We start from the raw sequence: 20,441 nt of genomic DNA on the forward strand, positions 1-20,441 counted from the left end.
AGTGGGGTTCGTCTTTGTCCACCGGCAGGCCGACGTACGAGGCCTGCCGGCGCCGACGAGATCCGGCCTGGGCCTCCTGCTGCAGGTGCTGCGCGTCGCCGCCGCGTACGGGCCCGACCGGATCTTCTGGTGCGGCAGAGGATCCGGACCCGGGATTGCCGCCGGAAGCTGTCTCGTATGGTGGCGGTCACATGGCAATTCGGGACATTCGGGAAGTTCCCTCCGGGGCTCCTGTCGGCCTTCAGGGTGGGTTCCCGTGGGCTCGAAGAGGTGCGTGTCCTATGAAACTTCCTGGAACTGGGGCCGGAGGGTGACGTGGGTTGGCGGAAACTCTTTCTCTCGTGTCCGAAATCCCTCGGCGTGATTCCCTCGCGGTTCGGAGTTTCCCCCGCCGGATCGTGGGCAGTTCATGATCGACTCTTTGTGGACAGCGTCGATTGACGACCCTAGGATCTGGCCTGGTCTGGCCGGAGATGGTCGGGAAAACAAATCGATGAAACTTTTACTTTCGGGGGATCTTGATATGCCCAGCCCCACCGTGTGGAATATCGTTTCGGATGCAGGATCCGACGCCGACGCCGACACCGATATCGTGCTCGCGGCCGATTTCCCGGTGACGGGGAGGAACGAGGGTGGATTCGCCGATCTGGCGCCCGGTCTGAAGCTGGACTGCGACCTGTGGCAGACCGTCGCCCCGGTCCGCGACCCCGAGACCGACGCCCTGGACGACAGCTACCTGGAGCCCTGGCTCTCCGAGGTGGCCGCCTCCGGTCGCACGGTCCGCGCCGTGCTCGGCTACTGCGCGGGCTCCGTCTTCGCCGGCGTGCTCGCCGAGAAGATCGGCGCACGGCAGGCGACCGCCCCCCGTGTCGTGCTGTTCGACCCCGAACTGGTCGACGTGCCCACCGTCCACCTCCAATTCGGCCGGGTCGTCGGCAACATGACCACCGTTCTGACCCCCGGGGAGATAGCCGAGCTGTCCGGCGCCGCCGAGCGGCTCGCCGGGCAGCCCGACATCGCTCCGGCCGCCTTCGCCGCCGGGCTGTACGCGGCCTTCCGCCCGATCGGCACCACGGCGCTGCGGCGGGCCGGACTCGACGAGGACTACGCCGGCGAACTGGTCCAGCTGGTCGGCTCGTTCATGTCCTACCTGGCCACCGCCGCCGGTCTCGACCCGCGCCCCGGCTGGCAGGGGGCCACGGTCGTCACCTCCGCCAGTGCGACCAGCGGACTGAACCGGATGCGCACCACGCCCGGTGTCGCTCCCATCGAGGTCGCGGACGAGCGGCGCTTCGAGGTCGAGCACCGGGACCTGCTGCGCACCCCCGCCATCGCCGAAGCCGTGGCCGGAGTCCTGGCAGGCCGCCCGGGGGAGCACGCGTGAGCGCCGAAGCCCCGGCCACCCCGGCCCAGGAGGGCTCCGGTCCCACGGCCGGGCGCGTACCGGCGAGCCGCAAGGAGACCACCCTCTGGCTCCTCGACGAGCTGGTCCCCGGCAGCGGCGCCAACAACCTGTCGCTGGCCCTGCGCGTACGGGGCCGCCTCGACGCCGCCGCCACCGCGCACGCCCTGCGCCTCCTGACGGAGCGCTTCGAGGTGCTGCGCACGGTCTACCACCGCGAGGGCGCCGAGCTGACCAAGGCCGTCGTGCCGTCCCTCGCCGTCGGGCTGGACGAGGCGGAGCACCACGGCGGCGCGCAGGACGAACAGGCCGTCCTGACGGCCTTCGTGGCCCGCCCGTTCACCCCGGACGGCAGCTCCCTCGTACGCGCCCTGCTGCTGCACGGGCCGGACGCCGACGTGCTGTGCCTGGCCCTCCACCACGCCGTGTCGGACGTGCAGTCGACGGCCATCCTGCGCGCCGAGTTCGTCACCCTCTACGAGGCGGTACTGGAGGGCGGCCACCCCGCCCCCGCCGAGGTGCCCGCCCTGCGCGAGCCCGCCCCGTCCCCCGAGAGCCTCGGCTACTGGCAGGAGCGCATGGCCGGCTTCCGCTCCTCGGGCCTGGAACTCCTCTGCGAACAGCGCGACGAGCCCGTCACCACCCTCCGGGGCGACGAGGTCACGCACGTCCTGTCACCCGAGGCCCACGACGTCGTACGCCGCCTCCAGCGCGAGCTGCGGGCGCCGGAGTCCGTCGTCCTCCTCACCGCCTACGCGGTCCTCCTCGCCGCGCACGGCGCCGGGCCCGACCTCACCATCGGCTCGCCGGTCAACACCCGCCCCCGCGAGGCGGTGGACGCGGTCGGCTACCACAGCAACCTCGTCGTCCTGCGCCTGCTGCTCGACCGTGACGCCACCTTCCGGGACCTCACGGCCCTGACCCGGCGGACGTTCATGGAGGCGATGGCGCACAAGGACGTACCGACCGACGACGTGCTCGACATGGTCGAACGCGACGGCTCCGGCTGGCGCAACGCGCTGTTCAAGCACGTCTTCAACTACGTCCCCTTCGCCGAGGACCAGCGCACCTTCACCCTCGCCGGTGCCGAGGCCGAACTCCTCGTCGTCGAGAACGGCTTCAGCCAGTTCGACCTCGAATTCTTCGTCTCGGCCAACCCGGAGACCGCCACGGTCCGCGCCGCGTTCTACACCGGGGTGCTGGACCGGTCGGACGTCGAACTGATGGTCCGGCGCTACGACGCCCTGCTGGTCGCGCTGGGTACCGGGGCGGACACCCCGATCGCCTCCCTGCCGTCCTGGTCGGCCCGCGACCACGAGGTCATCGACGCCGCCAACGCCACGGACCGCGCGATCGGTCTGCCGTCGGTGCTCACGGGCTTCGCCCGCCGCGCCGCCGCCGACCCCACGGCCGTGGCCGTACGGGAGGGCGACCGCACGGCCACGTACGGGGCCCTGTGGTCCGCGGCCGTCGACACGGCCGCCCGGCTGGCCGAGGCCGGCGTACGCCCCGGCGACGTCGTCGCGCTCCTCCTGCCGCGCGGCGCCGCGCTGGCCGCCTCGGTGTTCGGCACCTGGCTCGCGGGCGCGGCCTACCTGCCGCTCGACCCGAACCATCCAGTGGAGCGCCTGACCTACCAGCTCGACGACACGCGGGCCCGCGTCGTCATCGTCGGCGCCGGGACCACAGCCCCGCAGGGCCACGCCGCCGTGCCCGCCACCGACTGGGACCAGGCGCCCCAGGTGCCGGTGGACGAGGCGGCGGTGAAGGCCGACCCCGACGCCCTCGCGTACGTGATCCACACCTCCGGCTCGACCGGCAAGCCCAAGGGCATCCCGATCCGGCACGGCAGTCTCGTCAACCACATCGTCGACTACGCCGAACGCTTCGGCGTGGCCGGCTCCACGCGCCCCACCGGCTGGCTCAGCACGTACAGCTTCGACACCTCCTCGCTCGAACTGATGATGCCGCTGCTCCACGGCGGCCACACGGTGGTGCTCCCGGACGAGGCGCGCACGGACGGCACCCTGCTGGCGGCCGCCGTCACCGCCCACGACATCGGCCTGCTGCAGGCGACCCCCACGACGTGGCGGCTCGTCGCGCGCGAGGCAGCGGACGTGACGGCCGGACGCGTCCTCCTCACCGGCGGCGAACCCCTGCCCGCCGAACTGGCCACCCGGCTGCTCGACGCCGGCGCCGAACTGTGGAACGTCTACGGCCCCACCGAGAGCACGATCTGGGCGACCGCCGGCCGCGTACCGGCCGGCCACGACGGAAGGGTGGACGTCGGCTCGCCCGTCGCCAACACCCGGATCTTCATCGCCGACCCGCACGGCAGGCCGCTCCCGGTCGGCCTCCGCGGAGAGCTGTGCGTCGCGGGCGTCGGCGTCGCCTCCGGCTACCACGAGCGTCCCGACCTGACCGCGAAACGCTTCGCGGAGAACGCCGAGTACGGGCGCTTCCACCGCTCGGGAGACGTGGCCCGCTGGCGGACCGACGGCAGGATCGACCTGTTCGGCCGGATGGACCGGCAGGTCAAGCTGCGCGGCAACCGGATCGAACCCGCCGAGATCGAGGCGGTCCTGCTCGCCCACCCCGACGTCGAGGCGGCGGCCGTCGTGGTCGTCGGCGATCCCGGGGCGGACGGCTACCTGGCCGCCTTCGTCCGGGTCCCCGGCCGCCCCGAGGCCGTGGACGAACTGTGGGACCACGCGCACGGGCAGCTCCCGCGCTCGGTCGTCCCGCACCGGTTCATCGCCGTGGACGCCTTCCCCCGTACCGGCAGCGACAAGGTCGACCACCTGGCCCTCGCCGAACAGGCGGCCCGGCACTCCGGTCCGGCCGTCGGCGGCCACGGCGGCGATGCCGGTGCCCAGGACGACCTGACGGCCACCGTCGTCGGCCTGTTCGCCGAACTGCTCGACCGCAGCGACCTCGACGCCGGCGCGCACTTCTTCGCCAACGGCGGGCACTCGCTGCTGGCCGTTGCCCTCGCCCAGCGGATCAAGGACATCACCGGTGTCCGGCTCGCGCTGACCGATGTGTTCGAGACCCCCACCCCCGCCGCCCTGGCCGACCGGCTGCGCCGGCTCGCCTGACGGAACCGAAAGAGACGCCCTCATGGAAATCCTCAAGCTCGCCGTCAGCGGCTGGTTCGCCCGTGCCCTCGCGGTCGCCGCCCGACTGGAGATAGCCGACATCCTCGACGGCGGATCGATGACCTCGGCCGAGCTCGCCGAGCGCACCGAGACCGACCCCGACATCCTCCACCGCCTCCTCCAGATGCTCACCGTGCCGGGAGTCCTGGAGCGAGACGGGGAGAAGTTCCGGCTGACCGAGGCCTACGCGCCGCTGCGCGCGGACCACCCCTTCACCCAGCGCCACTTCGCCATCCTCGCCGCCGAGCTGTACGACGACGCCTTCGCCGGCCTGATGCACACCGTGAAGACGGGCAAGTCCGGCTTCCAGGAGGTGTTCGGGGAGTCCCTCTACGGCTACCTGGAGACCCACCCCGAGACGGCGGACCTGTTCGACAAGGGCATGGTCGACCTGGCGACGCCGGTGGCCCAGTGCCTGCTCGGCCTGCACGACTTCAGCGCCGTGAAGACGGTCGTCGACGTGGGCGGCGGGAGCGGCGGCCTGCTCCCCGGCCTGCTGGCCGCACACCCGGACCTGCGCGGCACCGTCGCCGACCGGGCCAGCGTCTGCGCCAGGGGCCGCACGGCGCTGGAGCGGGTCGCGAAGGAGGACGTGCTCGACCGCATCGACTTCACCCCGAGCGACTTCTTCGTCGAGCTCCCCGCCGGAGCCGACCGCTACCTGCTGAAGAACGTGCTGCACGACTGGACGTACGAGAACTGCGTCCGGATCCTGCGCACCGTCGCCACCGCCATGGCCGACAGCTCCGCGGACGCCCGGCTGCTCGTCGTGGAGCCGCTGGTGGAGAACGACATCGACGGCTGGCGGGCGATGTTCCAGGCGGTGGCCTGCGACGAGGGCACCACCGGACTGGACGAGCCCGCCATGCGGCGCGCCCTCGAGGAGGCCGGCTTCGTCGTGGAGTCGGTCGGGCAACTGCCCACACAGCACAAGGTGTTCGAGTCCTCCCTGCGTGTCTCCTGATGCTCACGCCGGTCTTCCTGTTCGCGGGGCAGGGCTCCCAGTACCACGGCATGGGCAAGTGGCTCTACGGGGCCGACGCGGCCTTCCGTGAAGCCCTCGACTCCCTGGACGCGACGGTCCGCGAGGTGCGCGGCGATTCGGTGGTCGAGGCGATCCACGGCGCCGGCCGCGGCCCCGAGCACCCGATGACGCAGTTCTCCCTCACCCAGCCGGCCATCTTCATGGTCGAGTACGCGCTGGCGCAGATGCTCCGGACCCACGGGTTCGAACCCGGAGCGGTGCTCGGCGCCAGCCTCGGGGAGGTCGCGGCGGCGGCCGTCGCGGGCGCCGTCGACCCGGACGAGTGCCGGCGCTCCCTGCTGCGCCAGGTCGACGTCTTCGAGGCCGAGTGCCCGCGGGGCGGAATGCTCGCGGTCCTGGCCGACGCGGGACTCGCCGAACGCGACCCGGCCCTCGCAGGCGCGCACGTCGCCGCCGTGAACTCACCGGAGAACTTCGTCCTGGCCGGCACCGCCGGGGTCCTGGACCGGATCGAACGGCACCTCCACGCCACCGGCACGCTCTGCCAGCGGCTGCCCGTCCTGTTCCCCTTCCACTCGCCCCTGATCGACCCGGTCGAGGGCGTGTTCAAGGACCTGATCGGCGACCTGGCCATGAAGCCGGCCACGATCCCGCTGATCTCCGGCACCACGGGCACGACCGTGCGGATACCCGACCCCGCACACCTGTGGCGGGTGCTCCGCGAACCCTTCGACCTGACCCGGGCACTGGGCCCGCTCCTGGAACGGGACGACCTGCTCTTCCTCGACCTGGGGCCCTCCGGGTCCATGGCCAACCTGGTGCGGGCCGCGCTGCCGGAGGGCAGCGGTTCCCGCGTGCTTCCCCTGCTGTCCCCGTACGCCCGCGACGAGGTGCTGTACCGGGCCGTCCTCGACGCGCGCCCCCGCCTCGCCGCCACCCCCGCAAGAATCGAGGTGAACCCCGTGAGCGCTCCCGCAGCGACCGCCGCGCACCGGTCCGCCGCCGCACCGACGCTCGACGTGCACGTCTTCCCCGGGCAGGGCGCGCAGGCCAAGGGCATGGGCCGGGAGGTGTTCGACCGCTTCCCCGACCTCGTCGCCCGCGCCGACACCGTCCTCGGCTACTCCGTCCGGGAGCTGTGCCTGGAGGACCCGGGCCGCAACCTGCGCAACACCCGCTACACCCAGCCGGCGCTGTACGTGGTCAACTCCCTCACCTGGCTGGCAGCCGTGGGCGAGGGCGGGCGCCTGCCCGATTACGTCCTCGGGCACAGCCTGGGCGAGTTCTCCGCCCTGTTCGCCGCCGGTGTGTACGACTTCGAGACGGGCCTGCGCCTGGTCGCCGAGCGCGGCCGCCTCATGGGGCAGGTCACGGGCGGCACGATGGCCGCCGTCTCGTACGTCGACGCCGCGCTCGTGGAGCGGGTCCTGCGCGACGAGGGCCTCTCCGACCTCGACATCGCCAACTACAACGCGCCCACCCAGACCGTGATCGCCGGGCCCGCGGACTCGGTCAACCGGGCGCTGCCCGCGCTGAAGGCGGCCGGAGCGCGGTGCGCGCCGCTGAACGTCAGCGCGCCCTTCCACAGCCGGTACATGGCCGCCGCCGCCGAGGAGTTCGGCCGGCTGCTGGACGCCACCGCCTTCGCGCCGCCGAAGATCCCGGTGATCGCCAACGTGGACGGACGGCCCTACGCGGCGGGAGAGGTGGCCGCCACCCTGCGACGGCAGATCGCCTCGCCGGTGCGCTGGACCGACAGCGTCCGGCTCCTGATGGGACAGGGCGACTTCCGGGTGCGCGAGCTCGGTCCGGGGCAGGTGCTGACCAAGCTCATCGACCGGATCCGGAACGAGGCGACCCCCCTCCCCGCTGCCGGGTCCGTCGCGCCCCCGCGGTCCGAGCCGGTCCGTTCCGAGCCCGTGCGTTCCGAGCCCGCGCCGGTCGCGCCCGTACGCCCCGCGACGGCATCCGCCGCGTCGCTCGGATCGGAGGACTTCCGGCGTGCCTACGGCGTCCGCCTCGCCTACGCCGCCGGAGGGATGCGGCAGGGGATCGGCTCCGTCGACCTGGTCGCCCGGATGGCCGGGGCCGGACTGCTCTCCTACTACGGCGCCTCGGGGCTCCCGGCCCGGGACGTGGCCTCGGCGGTCGCCGCGATCCGCGCACGCGTCCCGGCCGGGGCGCCGTTCGGGGTCAACGTCACGCACGACCCGTTCGACCCGCGGGCCGAGTCCGAGCTGGTCGACGTACTGATCCGGGACGACGTCCGGTTCGTGGAGGCCTCCACCCACGTCGAGGCGACGCCCGCCCTCGTACGGCACCGGCTGACCGGCGCCCGGGTGCTGGCGGACGGCACCGTGCACGTGCCCCGCAAGATCCTGGCGAAGGTGACCCGGCCGGACGCCGCCCGCCTGTTCCTGGAGCCACCGCCCGCCGCGCTGGTGAGCCGGCTGGTGGCGGAAGGCCTGCTCACCGCCGAGGAGGCCGAGGCGGGCGGGCGCGTCGCGCTGGCCGACGACGTCTGCGCGGTGGGGGACGCCGGGGACCACTCCGACATGGCGACCCTGTGGGCGCTGCTGCCCGCACTGCGCGGACTGCGCGCGGAGCTCGGCCCAGTGGCCGGGGCCGTGCGCGTCGGGGCCGGGGGCGGCATCGGAGCCCCCGAGTCGGCGGCGGCCTCCTTCGTCCTGGGCGCCGACTTCGTCCTCACCGGTTCCATCAACGCGTGCACCGCCGACAGCGGGACCAGCGCGGCGGCCAAGGACCTCCTCCAGGATGCCGACGTCCACGACACCGCCTTCGCGCCCTACGGAGACCTCTTCGAACTGGGCGGCCGGGCAAGGGTGTTGCGCAAGGGTGTGCTGTTCCACGCCCGCGCGGGAAAGCTCCACGACCTGTGGCGCAACCACGACGCGTGGGAAGCGGTACCCGCCGCGGTCCGCGCGAAGGTGGAGCGCGACTACCTGGGGGCCTCCTTCGAGGAGATCCTCGCCCGTCTCGGCAATTCCGCCGAGGCCGCCCTCGACCCCAAGCGGCGCATGGCGCTCGTCTTCCGCTGGTACTGCGCCCAGGCGGCCACCTGGGCGATCGAGGGAACGCCGGGCCGCGTCGCCGACTACCAGATCCCCTGCGGACCGGCCCTCGGCGCCTGCAACCGGTGGCTGGCCGGCACACCGCTGCAGGCGTGGCGGGACCGGCACGCCGACGTGCTCGCCGAACGCCTGATGGCCGAGGCCGCCGAGGTCGTGGGCGGCGGGCTCCGAAGCCGCAGCTCCTGACCCTCGAAGGGGCGGCGCGACCACGCACACAGCACCACCCGCACGACCGACATTCTCAGTAACGAGCGAGGCAGACCGCATGACCGAGACCCCCACACCGGAACTCAGCGCCGAATCGGACCACTTGGCGAGCGAGTTCGATCTGTCCGACCCGAAGTTCATCACCGACCCGAAGGCGGGGGAGCGCTGGCTCGGCGGCCCCCGGCCCGTCTGCCGCGGGAAGTTCGCCGACGGCAGCGACGTCTGGGTGGTCACCGGACACCACGACGTCAAGACGGTGCTCGGCGAGCCGACCCTGCGCAGCCGCCCGCCGGGCGACTCCCACCGCGAGAGCATGCTCAGCCGGGGCATCCCCGAGGACATCGTCGACATGTTCGACTCCACCCTGCTGACCATGGACGGCGAGGACCACATGAGGGTCCGCCGCCTCGTCACCCGGGCCCTGTCCGCCCGGCGGATGCTGGCCCTGACCCCGGCCGTCGAACGCGTGGCGGAGCGCCTGCTGGACGGCCTCGCCGGCAAGTCCGAGCCCGACCTGATCGCGGACTACGCGCACCCGCTGGCCATCATCGTCATCTGTGAGCTCCTCGGTGTCGACGAGGAGTACCGCGAGCAGTGGCGCGAGTGGAGCGAGACCCTCGCCCAGGCCCTGCGCCCGAACCCCGAGCAGTTCGCCCCGGCCGTACGGGGCATGGCCCGGGTGACCCGGGAACTGATCGCCGCCCGCCGGGCCGAGCCGCGCGACGACCTGATCTCCGAACTCGTGCAGGTCCACGAGGAGGACAGCGACCGGCTGACCGACGACGAGCTGACCGCCCTGGCGATGGTCCTCGTACAGGCCGGCCACGAGACCGTCCGCAATCTCGTCGCGCTCGGGGTCTTCACCCTGCTCCAGCACCCCGATCAGCTGGAGCTGCTGAAGAAGGACCCCTCCCTCGGCAGCCGGGCCGTCGCCGAACTGGTGCGCCACACCGCGCCGGTGAAGCACACCTTCCGACGCTTCGCCACCGAGCCCGTCGAGATCGGCGGAGTGAAGGTGCAGCCCGGAGAGGCCATCCAGGTGGTGCTGGCCGCCGCGAACCGGGACCCCGAGGTCTTCGAGGAGCCCGGACGCCTCGACGTCACCCGCGAGCAGAACCCGCACCTGGGCTTCGGCCGGGGCGCGCACTACTGCCTGGGCGCCAGCCTCGCCCTGATCGAGGGGGAGGTCGCCCTGACCGCACTGTTCAAGCGTTTCCCCGATCTGTCGCTGGCCGTCGACCCGCAGGAGATCGAGCCGCGCTACCTGCTCTCGATGCAGCGTCTTCCCGTCCGCCTGTCCCCGGAGAACGAGGTGCGATGACCGACGGCCTTCCCACGGTCCCGGGTCTGCCGATGACCCGGGGCCGGTGCCCCTTCGACCCCGCACCCGAACTGGGCGTGCTCCGCGCCGACCATCCGGTCGCCCGCATGGAGTTCCCGGACGGGCACGTGGGCTGGCTGGTCACCGGCTACCCCCAGGTCCGCAGGCTGCTGGCCGACCCCCGGATGAGCTCCCGGGGGGACGCGCTGCGCTCGCCCATCCCGTTGCCCATGGCGACGGACCGCACCGAGCCGGCCCCGGGCATGTTCACGGCGATGGACCCGCCGGAGCACACCCGCTACCGCCGAGCGGTGGCCGCCTGGTTCTCGGCGCGCCGCACCCGCACCCTCGAACCCCGGCTGGCGGAGCTCGCCGGGAGCCACCTGGACGCCATGGCCGAAGGCAAGGGCGAGGGCCCGGTCGACCTGGTGACGGGGTTCGCGGAGCCCATGGCAGCGTCGGCCATCTGCGAGCTGCTGGGCGTGCCCGTGTCGCAGCGCCCGGCGTTCGCCCGGGCCATCAAGGCCCTCTTCGCGCTGCACTCCAGCGCCGAGGAGGCCATCGCCGGCTGGCACACCATCACCGGCCTGCTGCGCGGGCTGGTCGAGGCGAAGCGCGCCGAACCGGCGGACGACCTGCTCGCCACCCTCGTCACCGAGGGCCGGCTCACCGACGAGGAACTCGTCACGGTCGGCAGCGTGCTGCTGACCGCAGGATACGACACCAGCGCGAACATGATCGCCCTCGGCACCTTCGCCCTGCTGGAGCACCCCGAGCAGTCGGCCGCGCTGGCCGCAGACACGTCCCTGGCCGAGAGGGCGGTCGAGGAACTGCTGCGCTACCTCACGGTCGTCCACGCGGGCGGCATCCGCGCGGCGGGCGAGGACCTGGAGTTCGAGGGACACCGGATGGCGGCCGGGGACGCGGTCTCGCTCTCCTTCGCGGCCGCCAACCGCGATCCGGCGCTCTGCGCCCGGCCGGACGCGCTCGACGTGACCCGCGAGCCCCTACCACACCTCGCCTTCGGGCACGGCGTCCACCAGTGCGTGGGCCAGCAACTCGCCCGGCTGGAACTGCGGGTCGCCTTCGAAGCCCTGTTCGGACGCTTCCCGGGGCTGCGCCTCGGCGTCCCCGCCGCCGAGGTCCGCACCCGCCCGGACATGATCATCTACGGCGTCCAAGAGCTACCGGTGACCTGGTGAACGGAGAGAACGTGCTGTACCGAGAGATGTTCAAGTCCAAGATCCACCGTGCGACGGTGACCCAGGCGGACCTGCACTACGTGGGCTCCGTCACCATCGACTCCACTCTGATGGCCGCCGCGAACCTGTTGCCCGGCGAAAAGGTCGACATCGTCGACATCGACAACGGGGCCCGCCTCAGCACGTACGTCATCGAGGGCGAGGCCGACAGCGGGGTCATCGGCATCAACGGCGCCGCGGCCCACCTCATCGACCCCGGCGACCTCGTCATCATCATCTCCTACGCCTCCATGAGCGAGGAGCACGCCCGCTCGTACCAACCGAGCGTGGTGTTCGTCGACGCCGATAACCGACCCGTCACGACCGGTACCGACCCCGCCGACGTACCCGAAGGATTCGGTCTGGTGCGCGGCGACACCGTCAGCTCCTGACCACCCACCCTGCTCACCGGAGACCCACATGAGTGCCACCCCTGACGTCATGACCGCCTTCACCAGCGGTCTCGCGGACATCAACCTCGACGAGTCCGGCACGGCCCGCCGCGGCGAGAACGCCGACGGCATGAAGTCCGCCAGCGCCACCATCTACGACATGGCCGCCACCCTCTCCGGCCACGGGGCCCTGTGGAACTGGGGCATGCACGACCCCGCCCTCGTCGAGGAGATCCGCGCCCGCGTGCCCGGCTTCGGCGAGCCCTGGACCGACGGCTTCAGCGAGCAGCTCTACTTCCTCGCCCTGCGCGACCTCCCCATCGACCTCGACGACTACGCCGGACGCCACGTCCTGGAAGTCGGCTGCGGCATGGGGGAGGGCCTCAACCTCCTTTCCCGCATCGCCCCGGGCGCCCGCATGACCGGCCTGGACCTGTCACCGAAGGCCGTAGCACGGGCCACCGCCACCCTGTCCCGGGGCGACGCGCTCACCTACGTCCACGGCGACGCGGAGGACCTGCCCTTCGAGGACGGCTCCGTGGACGTGCTCGTCAACATCGAGAGCTCGCACACCTACCCCGACCTCGGCAGGTTCCTCTCCGAGGCCGCACGCGTGCTGCGCCCCGGCGGCTTCCTCAGCCACATCGACGTCTACACCCGGCAGCGCACGGAGACCATGCGGCGCACGGCGGAGGAGACCGAGGGCCTGGAATGGACGGCCGACCACGACATCTCGGACCGGGTCCGCGCGGCCGTCCGCCGCCGGATGGCACCCGGCAGCCACTTCCGCACCACCCTCGGCAAGCAACGCATGAACCCGCTGGTGCGCCAGATCGCCGCGCACAGCCAGATCCTCATGTTCGGCGGCATGTTCGCGGGCTACCAGCCGCCCCCCGCCATCAAGGCACTCAGCAAGCTGGGCATCGTGCCGTGGATGAGCGGCCTGCCGATGGAGAGCTACCGCCACCGGATCGCCGTCCGCCGATGACCCGCCGCCCGGGCCGCAACCGAAAGGGGGAAGCATGAGTCCACGGCTGTTCGCCGTCGCCGCCGGCACCGAGGACCTGCTGCAGGTCCTGCTGTACGCCCACATCGACAGGATCCGTGCCGGACGCGAACTGCCCTCACTCGCCCGGTACTGCCACGAGGCGGCGACGGGCACGACCGGCGCCCACCGGATCGCCTTCGCCGTCGACTCGTACGACGACCTGCGCACGCAGCTCGAAGAGGCCTGCGCGGGCGAGGTGGGGCGGGTCCCGGCGGAGGTCACGGCCCGCCGCCCCGGGCTGGTGTTCGTCTTCGCCGGACAGGGCGCCCAGTGGTACGGGATGGGCCGCGAACTCCTCGTGCAGCAGCCGGTGTTCCGCGAGGCCATGCACCACTGCGACCGACTGGTCGGCGAGTTCGCCGGCTTCTCCGTCGTCGAGCAGCTGAAGCTGCCGGCCGAGGAGGCCCGGCTGGACGAACTGGACGTCCTCCAGCCGACGATGGTCTCCTTGCAGATCGCCCTGACGGCGCTCTGGCGCAGCTGGGGGATCACGCCCGACGCGGTCGTCGGGCACAGCATGGGGGAGATCGCCGCCGCCCACACGGCCGGCGGACTGACCCTGCGCGAGGCCCTGATGGTCGCCTGCCGGCGTAGCGCGCTGCTGCGCCGGATCTCCGGCAAGGGGGCGCTGGCCACGACGGAACTCTCGCCCGCCGAGGCGCGGGCGGTGGCCGAGGCGAGCGGCGGCGGGATCAGCGTGGCGGGGGAGAACAGCCCCCGCTCCACCGTGCTGGCGGGCGACTCGCACTCGCTCGCCGCGCTCGTCGGCGAGCTGGAGGCGCGGGACGTCTACTGCCGGGTGATCAAGGGGACGGTCGCCTCGCACAGCCATTACGTGGAGGAGCTGCGCGAGGACCTGCGCGCTGCCCTGCACACCCTGGAGCCGGCCCCCACCCGCCTGCCGATGTACTCGACCGTGACGGCCGAGCCGGTGCAGGGTGCCGGGCTCGGGGCCGCGTACTGGATGCGCAACCTGCGGGAGCCGGTACGGTTCGCGGCCGCGGTGGAGCATCTGGGCGCCGCGGGACACGAGGTGTTCCTCGAGGTCAGCGCCCATCCGGTACTGCTGAGTCCGGTGCGCCAGACCCTCGAACACGAGGAACGGCAGGGATGGTTGCTGCCCTCCGGCAGGCGGCGGGCCGAGGTCCGCTCCATGCTCGGCTCGCTCGGGACCCTGTACGCCTGCGGGCGGGAGCCGAACTGGGCCGCGCTGTTCCCGCAGGAGCGGGCGAGCTCCCTCACCCCGTACCAGGCCGCCGTACTGGAGGCGGCACGCCGGCCCCGGCCGGCGCCCGTGGCGGCAGGCCTGGCGGCCCCCGCCTAGAAGTCGAGCGAAGGCCGATGGGCCCCCGTCCGGCCGGACGGGGGCCCATCGGTGTCAGGCGGCGCCGACCGGAGCGGCGGTGAGGCCGTACAGCCCCGATTCCCGGCGCAGCACCCCGAGGTCGACGAGGGCCCGGCGCAGTGACACGGCGTCCAGGACACCGCTCTCGCACCACGGCTCCAGACGCTCCGTCACCGTGCGCTCGTCGTACTCCTCGCCCGGGGCGAAGGTGGCCTCCCCCACGTGCCGCAGCACCGTGCGCCGCGCCTCGTGGTCGGCCTCCTCGGGCAGACCCACCAGCACCCGGTCGCGTACGAAGCCGCGCAGCCGGGCGTCGGGCTGCTCGGCGGCGGCCTCCTCCTCCCGGCGGCGGGCGGCGGTCTGCGCCGCCTCCTGCAGGGCGCCTTCGTTGACGACGAGCCGGCCGCGCCCCTCGGGCACGAGCAGACCCGTCCGGGTCAGCTGCCCGATGGCCTTGGCCGCCACCGGGGTGTCGAGCCCCGCGGCCGTGAGGATCTCGGACGAGGTGGACGAGCCGAGCGCGACCGCGGAGAAGACGCGGCGCAGTGTCGGGTCGGACATCACGAGGGTGAATTCGTCAGGTGTCATCAGAGTGTTCCGCGTTCCTGCCGGTGCGGGCCGGCGCGGCGCCCGGGGCGCCGCGCCGGCCGGGACCTTCGGGTCAGCGCCCCTTCCGCTTGATCTTGATGCTGGCCAGGTCGGTGGAGACCGACTTGAGGTCGAGGCATCCGGCGCCGAGCTTGGCGACGGCCGCCACGGCGAGCTCCTCGGCCTGCGCCAGGACGAGCTCCTCGGTGTCGTCGTCGGTCGCGGGGATCAGCACGCGGAAGGTGAACCCGTGCAGTCCGCGCTCGTAGTTCACCGTGCCTTCTTCGGTGAACCGGGCGCTGAGCACGCCGTGGTCGTCGACCTGGGCGAGCAACGACGCGCGCTGCTCCTCGTCGAGGGGCGCGAACTTGCCCCGGGTGAGGACCTGGTAGGTCGTACTGCTGCTCATGATGGGAGGTCTCCGGATCTGGTTCTCGGGTTCGACTGGTCGTCAGGGGTGCGGCACACTAGGCCATTTCCTCCCACCGGACCCGGTGGTGCGGCAGGAGCAGCACGAGGGCGGTGACCGGGACGAGGCCACCGGCCGCCCAGTACAGCGTCTCGCTGTAGGTGGACACGAACGTCTTCGCGCGGATCTCGCCGAGCGCGCCATTGATCGTATCCCGGGTGCCGCCGCCGGCGCCCTGCACCAGGTTGGAGCACGTGACCGGCACCTTGGCCAGGTCGTCCTGGCCGAGTGCCTCGGTCGCGCAGTCCTGGAGGTCCGCGGCCTGCTGCGGCGACACCGACTGCACGGTGGGGGCGACCCGTTCGGCCTGCGGCCCGGCGTTGCCCGCGAGCGCCGCGAAGAAGAGGCTGCCGATGACCGCCACGCCGAGCGCGGCGCCGAGCTGGCCGGTGGCGTTGATGATGCCGGAGGCGGCGCCGGCCTCCTGCGGCTTGACCTCCCTGAGGACCAGCGCCGTGAGCGGGGGCATGAGCAGACCCATGCCGGAGCCGATCAGCAGCATGGACGGGATCGCGTGCCAGGAGGTGATGTCCGTACCGAAGTGGTCGGCCGCCCAGGCGTAGGAGATGATGCCCGCGAACATCAGGACGGCCCCCGCGAGCAGGCAGTAACGACCGTAGAGCGGGGAGAACTTGCGGACGGCGAGACCGCCGACGACCGGTACGCACAGGGAGAACGGGATCGCCGTCAGACCCGTGTGCAGGGCCGACCAGCCGAGGCCCGCCTGGAGGTAGAGGGTCCAGCTGAGGAAGAAGCCGGCGGGGATGGCGCTGAAGAGGAGCTGCACGCCGATGCCGGCGCCGAACGCGCGGACCTTGAACAGGGACAGCGTCACCAGGGGCGAGCCGTCCTTGCGGGTCTTGTGGCGTTCGTAGACCACGAACAGCACGAGGACGGGGGCGGCGGCGACGAGCGAGACGATGCTCCAGAGCGGCCAGTCGAGTTCGCGGCCGAGGGTCAGCGGCACCATGAGCAGCAGCAGTCCGAGGATGACCAGCAGCATGCCGATCATGTCCAGGCGCTTCGCGTGGGGGGAGCTCGATTCCCGCATCCACTTCGCGGCGCCGATCAGGGCCACCACGCCGACGGGCAGGTTCACCACGAAGATGCTGCGCCAGCCGAGGTCCAGCGGGCTCCAGCTGATCAGGGCGCCGCCGATGAGGGGACCGGAGACGATGGCCAGGCCGACCATGCTCGCGTAGAGGCTGACGACGCGGCCGATCTCCTGGGGAGCGAAGGAGACGTGGATGAGCGCGAGCACCTGGGGCACCATGATCGCGGCGGTGAGCCCCTGGAGCGCACGGGCGACGACGAGTAATTCGGTGCTGGGCGCGGCGGCGCACATGGCGGACGCGAGGATGAAGCCGCTGACGCCGATGAGGAACATCCGCTTGCGGCCGAAGATGTCACCGAGCCGGCCGCCGGTGATCAGCAGGACGGCGAAGCTCAGGGTGTAGCCGGCCGTCATCGCCTGGATGGCTACGGTCGAGGCGCCGAGGTCGCGTTGGATGCTCGGGATCGCCACGGTGATGATGTTGGCGTCGAGCAGGTCCATGAAGGTGGCGACCAGCAGGACGGTCAGCGCGAGCCACCGCTTCGGGTCGGGCTCGGGCGCGTCGGGGGTGGCAGGTGGGCCGGCGTTCGCCGGCTTTTCTGCCTGCCCTGCCTTGTTCATGGGTTCTTCTCCAGGTTCTCGATCGGGGGTTCGGCGGTGGGTGCCGCGGTGGGTTCGGCCGCGGTTGCGGTGCTGCGGGCGAGTGCGGTCCAGGACTTCATCAGGAGCTCCACCACGTCCACGACGGAGTCCATGCCGCTGTCGGCGGGGGAGAGCACGCGCTGGATGGACAGTCCGTCGTTCAGCGCGTGCACGATCAGGGCCAGCAGCTCCACGGGAGCCGGCGTGGTCACGCCGCGCGCGGTGAAGCCCTGCTCCAGCGACTGGGCGATCGCCTCCCGGGAACGGCGCTCGCGGTCCGCCAGTACGGGCAGCAGCTCCGGGTCGCGCAGTCCGTAGAGCCAGAGTTCGGTGCGCAGGGCGAGCCAGCTGGCGAGGTTCTCGTCGCGCCGGCGGTGCCAGGAGCGGAGGTGGTCGAGCATCTCCTCGAAGGTGGCCGCCTCGCGGCTCATCGCCTGGATCTCTTCCAGCTCGTGCTGGGTCCGCTGTTCGAGCAGGGCGAGGACGAGCTCGTGCTTGCCCTCGAAGTTGCCGTAGAAGGCGCCCCGGGTGTAACCGGCGGCCTCGACGATCTGCTCCACCGAGGTTCCGCTGACCCCTTGGCCGGCGAACAGTGCGGCCGCCGACTGAAGGATCTGCTCGCGGGTGACCTGCCGGCTCTGCTGCCGGGTGAGTCGCTTGGTGATGGTGATCGCCTCCTTGACGCGCTTCCCAGATACGAGACTGTATCCCAATACGGAGCTGTATCTGAAACGCATTCAGGGAGGGACGGCCGCGCAGCGGGGCGCGCATGCGAACGGGCTGCCACCGGTGCCCGAAGGCGTGGTGGCAGCCCGTTCGGCCGAGCCGTGGGGTCAGGCGGTCGTTGGCGCCGGGACCCGGAAGCGGTTGATGGCATCGAGGTGTCGGGCGCGCATCTCGTGGTCGCGGACGCCCAGACCCTCCTCGGGGGCCAGCGCGAGGATCCCCACCTTGCCGTGGTGCAGGTTGCGGTGGACGTCGTACAGGGCCTGGCCGGTGTCCTCCAGCGCGTAGACCTTCGACAGGGTGGGGTGGATCCTGCCCTTGGAGATCAGCCGGTTCGACTCCCAGGATTCCCGGTAGTTGGCGAAGTGGGAGCCGACGATCTTCTTGAGGGACATCCACAGGTGGCGGTTGTCGTACTCGTGGTGGTAGCCGGAGGTCGAGGCGCAGGTGACGATCGTGCCGCCCTTGCGGGTGACGAAGACGCTCGCGCCGAACGTTTCGCGCCCCGGGTGCTCGAAGACGATGTCCACGTCCTCGCCGCCGGTCAGCTCGCGGATGCGCTTGCCGAAGCGCTTCCACTCCTTCGGGTCCTGGGTGCGTTCGTCCTTCCAGAACCTGTAGTCCTCGGCGCTGCGGTCGATGATCGCGGTCGCGCCCATCGCCCGGCAGATGTCGGCCTTCTGCGCGCTGGAGACCACGCAGACCGGGTTGGCGCCGCCGGCGAGGGCGAACTGGGTGGCGTACGAGCCGAGTCCGCCGCCGGCACCCCAGATCAGGACGTTGTCGCCCTGCTTCATGCCGGCGCCGTTGCGGGAGACCAGCTGGCGGTACGCGGTGGAGGCGACCAGCCCCGGGGAAGCGGCCTCCTCCCAGCTCAGATGCCGGGGTTTGGGCATCAACTGGGTGGACTTCACCAGGGCGATCTCCGCCAGGCCGCCGAAGTTCGTCTCGTAGCCCCAGATGCGCTGCTCGGGGTCGAGCATCGCGTCGTCGTGGCCGTCCGGCGCCTCCAGTTCGACCGAGAGGCAGTGCGCGACGACCTCGTCGCCCGGCTTCCAGGCATGGACGCCCGGCCCCGTGCGCAGCACGACGCCAGCGAGGTCGGAGCCTATGACGTGGTACGGCAGGTCGTGGCGCTTGGTGAGCTCGCTGAGCCTGCCGTAGCGCTCCAGGAAGCCGAAGGTCGGCAGCGGTTCGAAGAGGGCCGACCAGACGGTGTTGTAGTTGACCGAGGAGGCCATGACGGCCACCAGGGCCTCACCCGGGCCGAGTTCGGGCACCGGAACCTCGTCCAGGTGCACCGACTTGCGCGGGTCCTTGTCGCGGGTGGCGAGCCCCGCGAACAGGTCCGTCTCGTCCTTGTGCAAGGTGACGGCCCGGTACGCCTCGGGGAGGGCGAGCGCGGCGAAGTCCTCCCGCACCCCTTCCCCGCTCACGACGGCATCGATGATGTCCTGCATGTGGTGTCCTCGGTACGGGGATGGGCGGTCGTGCGGGAGGACGGCGGCTCAGCGCACCAGACGGTTCATCAGCCGGGTCAGTTCGGCCGTCGGGTCGGCCGTGAGGCCGCCGTGCACCGGTCCGGTCTGGACGACCGCGCTGCGCGGGGCCGTCAGCCAGCCGAACCGCGAGCGCAGCGTGCCGGCGCCGGCCTGGCCGGCCTTCGGGTCGCCGGCGCAGATGGCGCGGATCGCCTCGAGTGCGTCGGTGACACCGGTCAGGTCGACCTCGGGGTCCAGGGCGCGCAGGCGTGCGGCGTCGATGTGGATCTCGGCCGCGAGGAAGTCGGCCTGCTTGCAGTAGAGCAGCGCGCCGACGTTGATCCGCTCTCCGCGGTCCACGCGGGGAACGGCCTGCAGCAGCGCGTAGTCGAAACCGAGGGAAGGGGAGACGTGAGTGCTCATGCCGCCGCCTCCGGCCACCAGGCGCGCCCGCGAGACGGGCCAGCAGGTATTCGCAGTAGCGTTCGCGCAGGGTTTGCGGATCCGCGCCGTTCGCCGAGTTCATGGTGACCAGGAAATCGTCGGGCACGAGGCCGAGGATCCGCTCCAGCGCCTCCGGCGTCACGAGGGCGGCCAGCTCGGCGTCGAGGGCGTCGAGGACCGGGGACGCCAGCGTGGACACCCGCTCGGACAGGACGTGCGAGCCCAATCCGTAGTCCCGGTTGGCCCATCCGTCCACCGACGGCCACGAGTGCTGGAAGATCAGCGCCGCACCGTGGTCGATCGCCCACAACTGGCGGTGCCAGATGAGGAGGTTGGGGTTGGACCAGGTGCGGTCCACATTGGCCGTCAGGGCGTCCAGCCAGTAGATGCGGGCGGCCTCCTCCGCCGGCGCCCGCCAGGCGATGCCGTCGTAGCCGACCGAGCCGGGCAGGAAGTCCATGGCCAGATTGGGGCCGGTGCTGGCCTGGAGGAGCTGTTGCACCTCCTGGTCCGGCTCGCGGCGGGCCAGTTCGACGTCCACGTCGAGGAGGACCAGGTCGGGGACCCGGATGCCGAGGTGCCGGCCGAGCTCGCCGACCACGATCTCGGCGACGAGGGCCGCGCTTCCCTGGCCCGCTCCCCGGAACTTGACGACATAAGTGCCGTCATTGTCGGCCTCGACGATACCGGGAAGCGAACCGCCCTCGCGCAGGGCCGTCAAATATTGCGTTCCTTTTACTTCTTGCAGCATGTCGATCACCCTACTGGCGCACGATGGGCCCTCCAAGGGTGTGATCGAGTTCCGGCCATTGGTCCGGCAGCCCCGTGCGGGACGGTCGCACGGGG

15 protein-coding genes and 1 pseudogene are annotated in these 20,441 nt (G+C 71.9%); 9 read left to right on the forward strand and 7 right to left on the reverse strand.

Annotated elements, in window-relative coordinates:
• The first annotated feature begins 523 nt into the window (after positions 1-523).
• From OG332_RS43760 to OG332_RS43800, 9 genes are all read left to right on the forward strand, one after another.
• Entirely contained in the window at positions 524-1,384 is an 861-nt protein-coding gene (locus OG332_RS43760; RefSeq protein ID WP_327418660.1) for a hypothetical protein, read from the forward strand.
• Complete coding sequence (locus tag OG332_RS43765; RefSeq protein ID WP_327418661.1) at positions 1,381-4,500, forward strand: non-ribosomal peptide synthetase; 3,120 nt, start codon at positions 1,381-1,383, stop codon at positions 4,498-4,500. Before OG332_RS43760 ends, OG332_RS43765 begins: the two co-directional genes overlap by 4 nt.
• 22 nt (positions 4,501-4,522) lie before the next feature.
• Positions 4,523-5,524, forward strand: a complete 1,002-nt coding sequence (locus OG332_RS43770; RefSeq protein WP_327418662.1) for a methyltransferase — start codon at positions 4,523-4,525, stop codon at positions 5,522-5,524.
• Positions 5,524-8,823: an ACP S-malonyltransferase gene (fabD, locus tag OG332_RS43775; protein WP_327418663.1), complete on the forward strand. Its 3,300-nt coding sequence runs from the start codon at positions 5,524-5,526 to the stop codon at positions 8,821-8,823. Before OG332_RS43770 ends, fabD begins: the two co-directional genes overlap by 1 nt.
• Before the next feature lie 79 nt (positions 8,824-8,902).
• Complete coding sequence (locus OG332_RS43780) at positions 8,903-10,165, forward strand: cytochrome P450 family protein (RefSeq protein WP_327418664.1); 1,263 nt, start codon at positions 8,903-8,905, stop codon at positions 10,163-10,165.
• Positions 10,162-11,367, forward strand: a complete 1,206-nt coding sequence (locus tag OG332_RS43785) for a cytochrome P450 (RefSeq protein WP_327418665.1) — start codon at positions 10,162-10,164, stop codon at positions 11,365-11,367. The genes OG332_RS43780 and OG332_RS43785 overlap by 4 nt, the downstream gene beginning before the upstream one ends.
• Positions 11,368-11,381: 14 nt before the next feature.
• Complete coding sequence (gene panD / locus OG332_RS43790) at positions 11,382-11,798, forward strand: aspartate 1-decarboxylase (protein WP_327419551.1); 417 nt, start codon at positions 11,382-11,384, stop codon at positions 11,796-11,798.
• 28 nt (positions 11,799-11,826) lie between these two features.
• Entirely contained in the window at positions 11,827-12,786 is a 960-nt protein-coding gene (locus tag OG332_RS43795; protein ID WP_327418666.1) for a class I SAM-dependent methyltransferase, read from the forward strand.
• Between the two features lie 34 nt (positions 12,787-12,820).
• Positions 12,821-14,170, forward strand: a complete 1,350-nt coding sequence (locus OG332_RS43800) for an acyltransferase domain-containing protein (protein ID WP_327418667.1) — start codon at positions 12,821-12,823, stop codon at positions 14,168-14,170.
• A 54-nt stretch (positions 14,171-14,224) separates the two neighbouring features.
• Here the strand turns inward: OG332_RS43800 and OG332_RS43805 are convergent, their stop codons facing one another.
• The 7 genes and pseudogenes from OG332_RS43805 to OG332_RS43835 all read right to left on the reverse strand — a co-directional run.
• On the reverse strand, positions 14,225-14,779 hold the full coding sequence (locus OG332_RS43805; RefSeq protein WP_327418668.1) for a DUF2087 domain-containing protein: 555 nt from the start codon (positions 14,777-14,779) through the stop codon (positions 14,225-14,227).
• 73 nt (positions 14,780-14,852) lie between these two features.
• Positions 14,853-15,188 carry a DUF6204 family protein gene (locus OG332_RS43810; RefSeq protein WP_327418669.1) on the reverse strand — a complete coding sequence of 112 codons (336 nt, stop codon included), beginning with the start codon at positions 15,186-15,188 and terminating at the stop codon, positions 14,853-14,855.
• 58 nt (positions 15,189-15,246) lie between these two features.
• On the reverse strand, positions 15,247-16,923 hold the full coding sequence (locus tag OG332_RS43815; protein WP_327418670.1) for an MFS transporter: 1,677 nt from the start codon (positions 16,921-16,923) through the stop codon (positions 15,247-15,249).
• Positions 16,920-17,657 (reverse strand): TetR/AcrR family transcriptional regulator, encoded by a 738-nt coding sequence (locus OG332_RS43820; protein ID WP_327418671.1) that lies wholly within the window; start codon positions 17,655-17,657, stop codon positions 16,920-16,922. The genes OG332_RS43815 and OG332_RS43820 overlap by 4 nt, the downstream gene beginning before the upstream one ends.
• 120 nt (positions 17,658-17,777) lie before the next feature.
• Entirely contained in the window at positions 17,778-19,130 is a 1,353-nt protein-coding gene (gene ccrA, locus OG332_RS43825) for a crotonyl-CoA carboxylase/reductase (RefSeq protein WP_327418672.1), read from the reverse strand.
• Positions 19,131-19,178: 48 nt separating this feature from the next.
• On the reverse strand, positions 19,179-19,574 hold the full coding sequence (locus OG332_RS43830; RefSeq protein WP_327418673.1) for a DUF3037 domain-containing protein: 396 nt from the start codon (positions 19,572-19,574) through the stop codon (positions 19,179-19,181).
• Positions 19,575-19,686: 112 nt separating this feature from the next.
• Positions 19,687-20,346, reverse strand: a pseudogene (locus OG332_RS43835) (HipA family kinase); the annotation flags it as partial.
• Positions 20,347-20,441: the final 95 nt, after the last annotated feature.

The sequence above is a fragment of the Streptomyces sp. NBC_01233 genome (genome assembly GCF_035989305.1).
GTDB lineage: Bacteria > Actinomycetota > Actinomycetes > Streptomycetales > Streptomycetaceae > Streptomyces.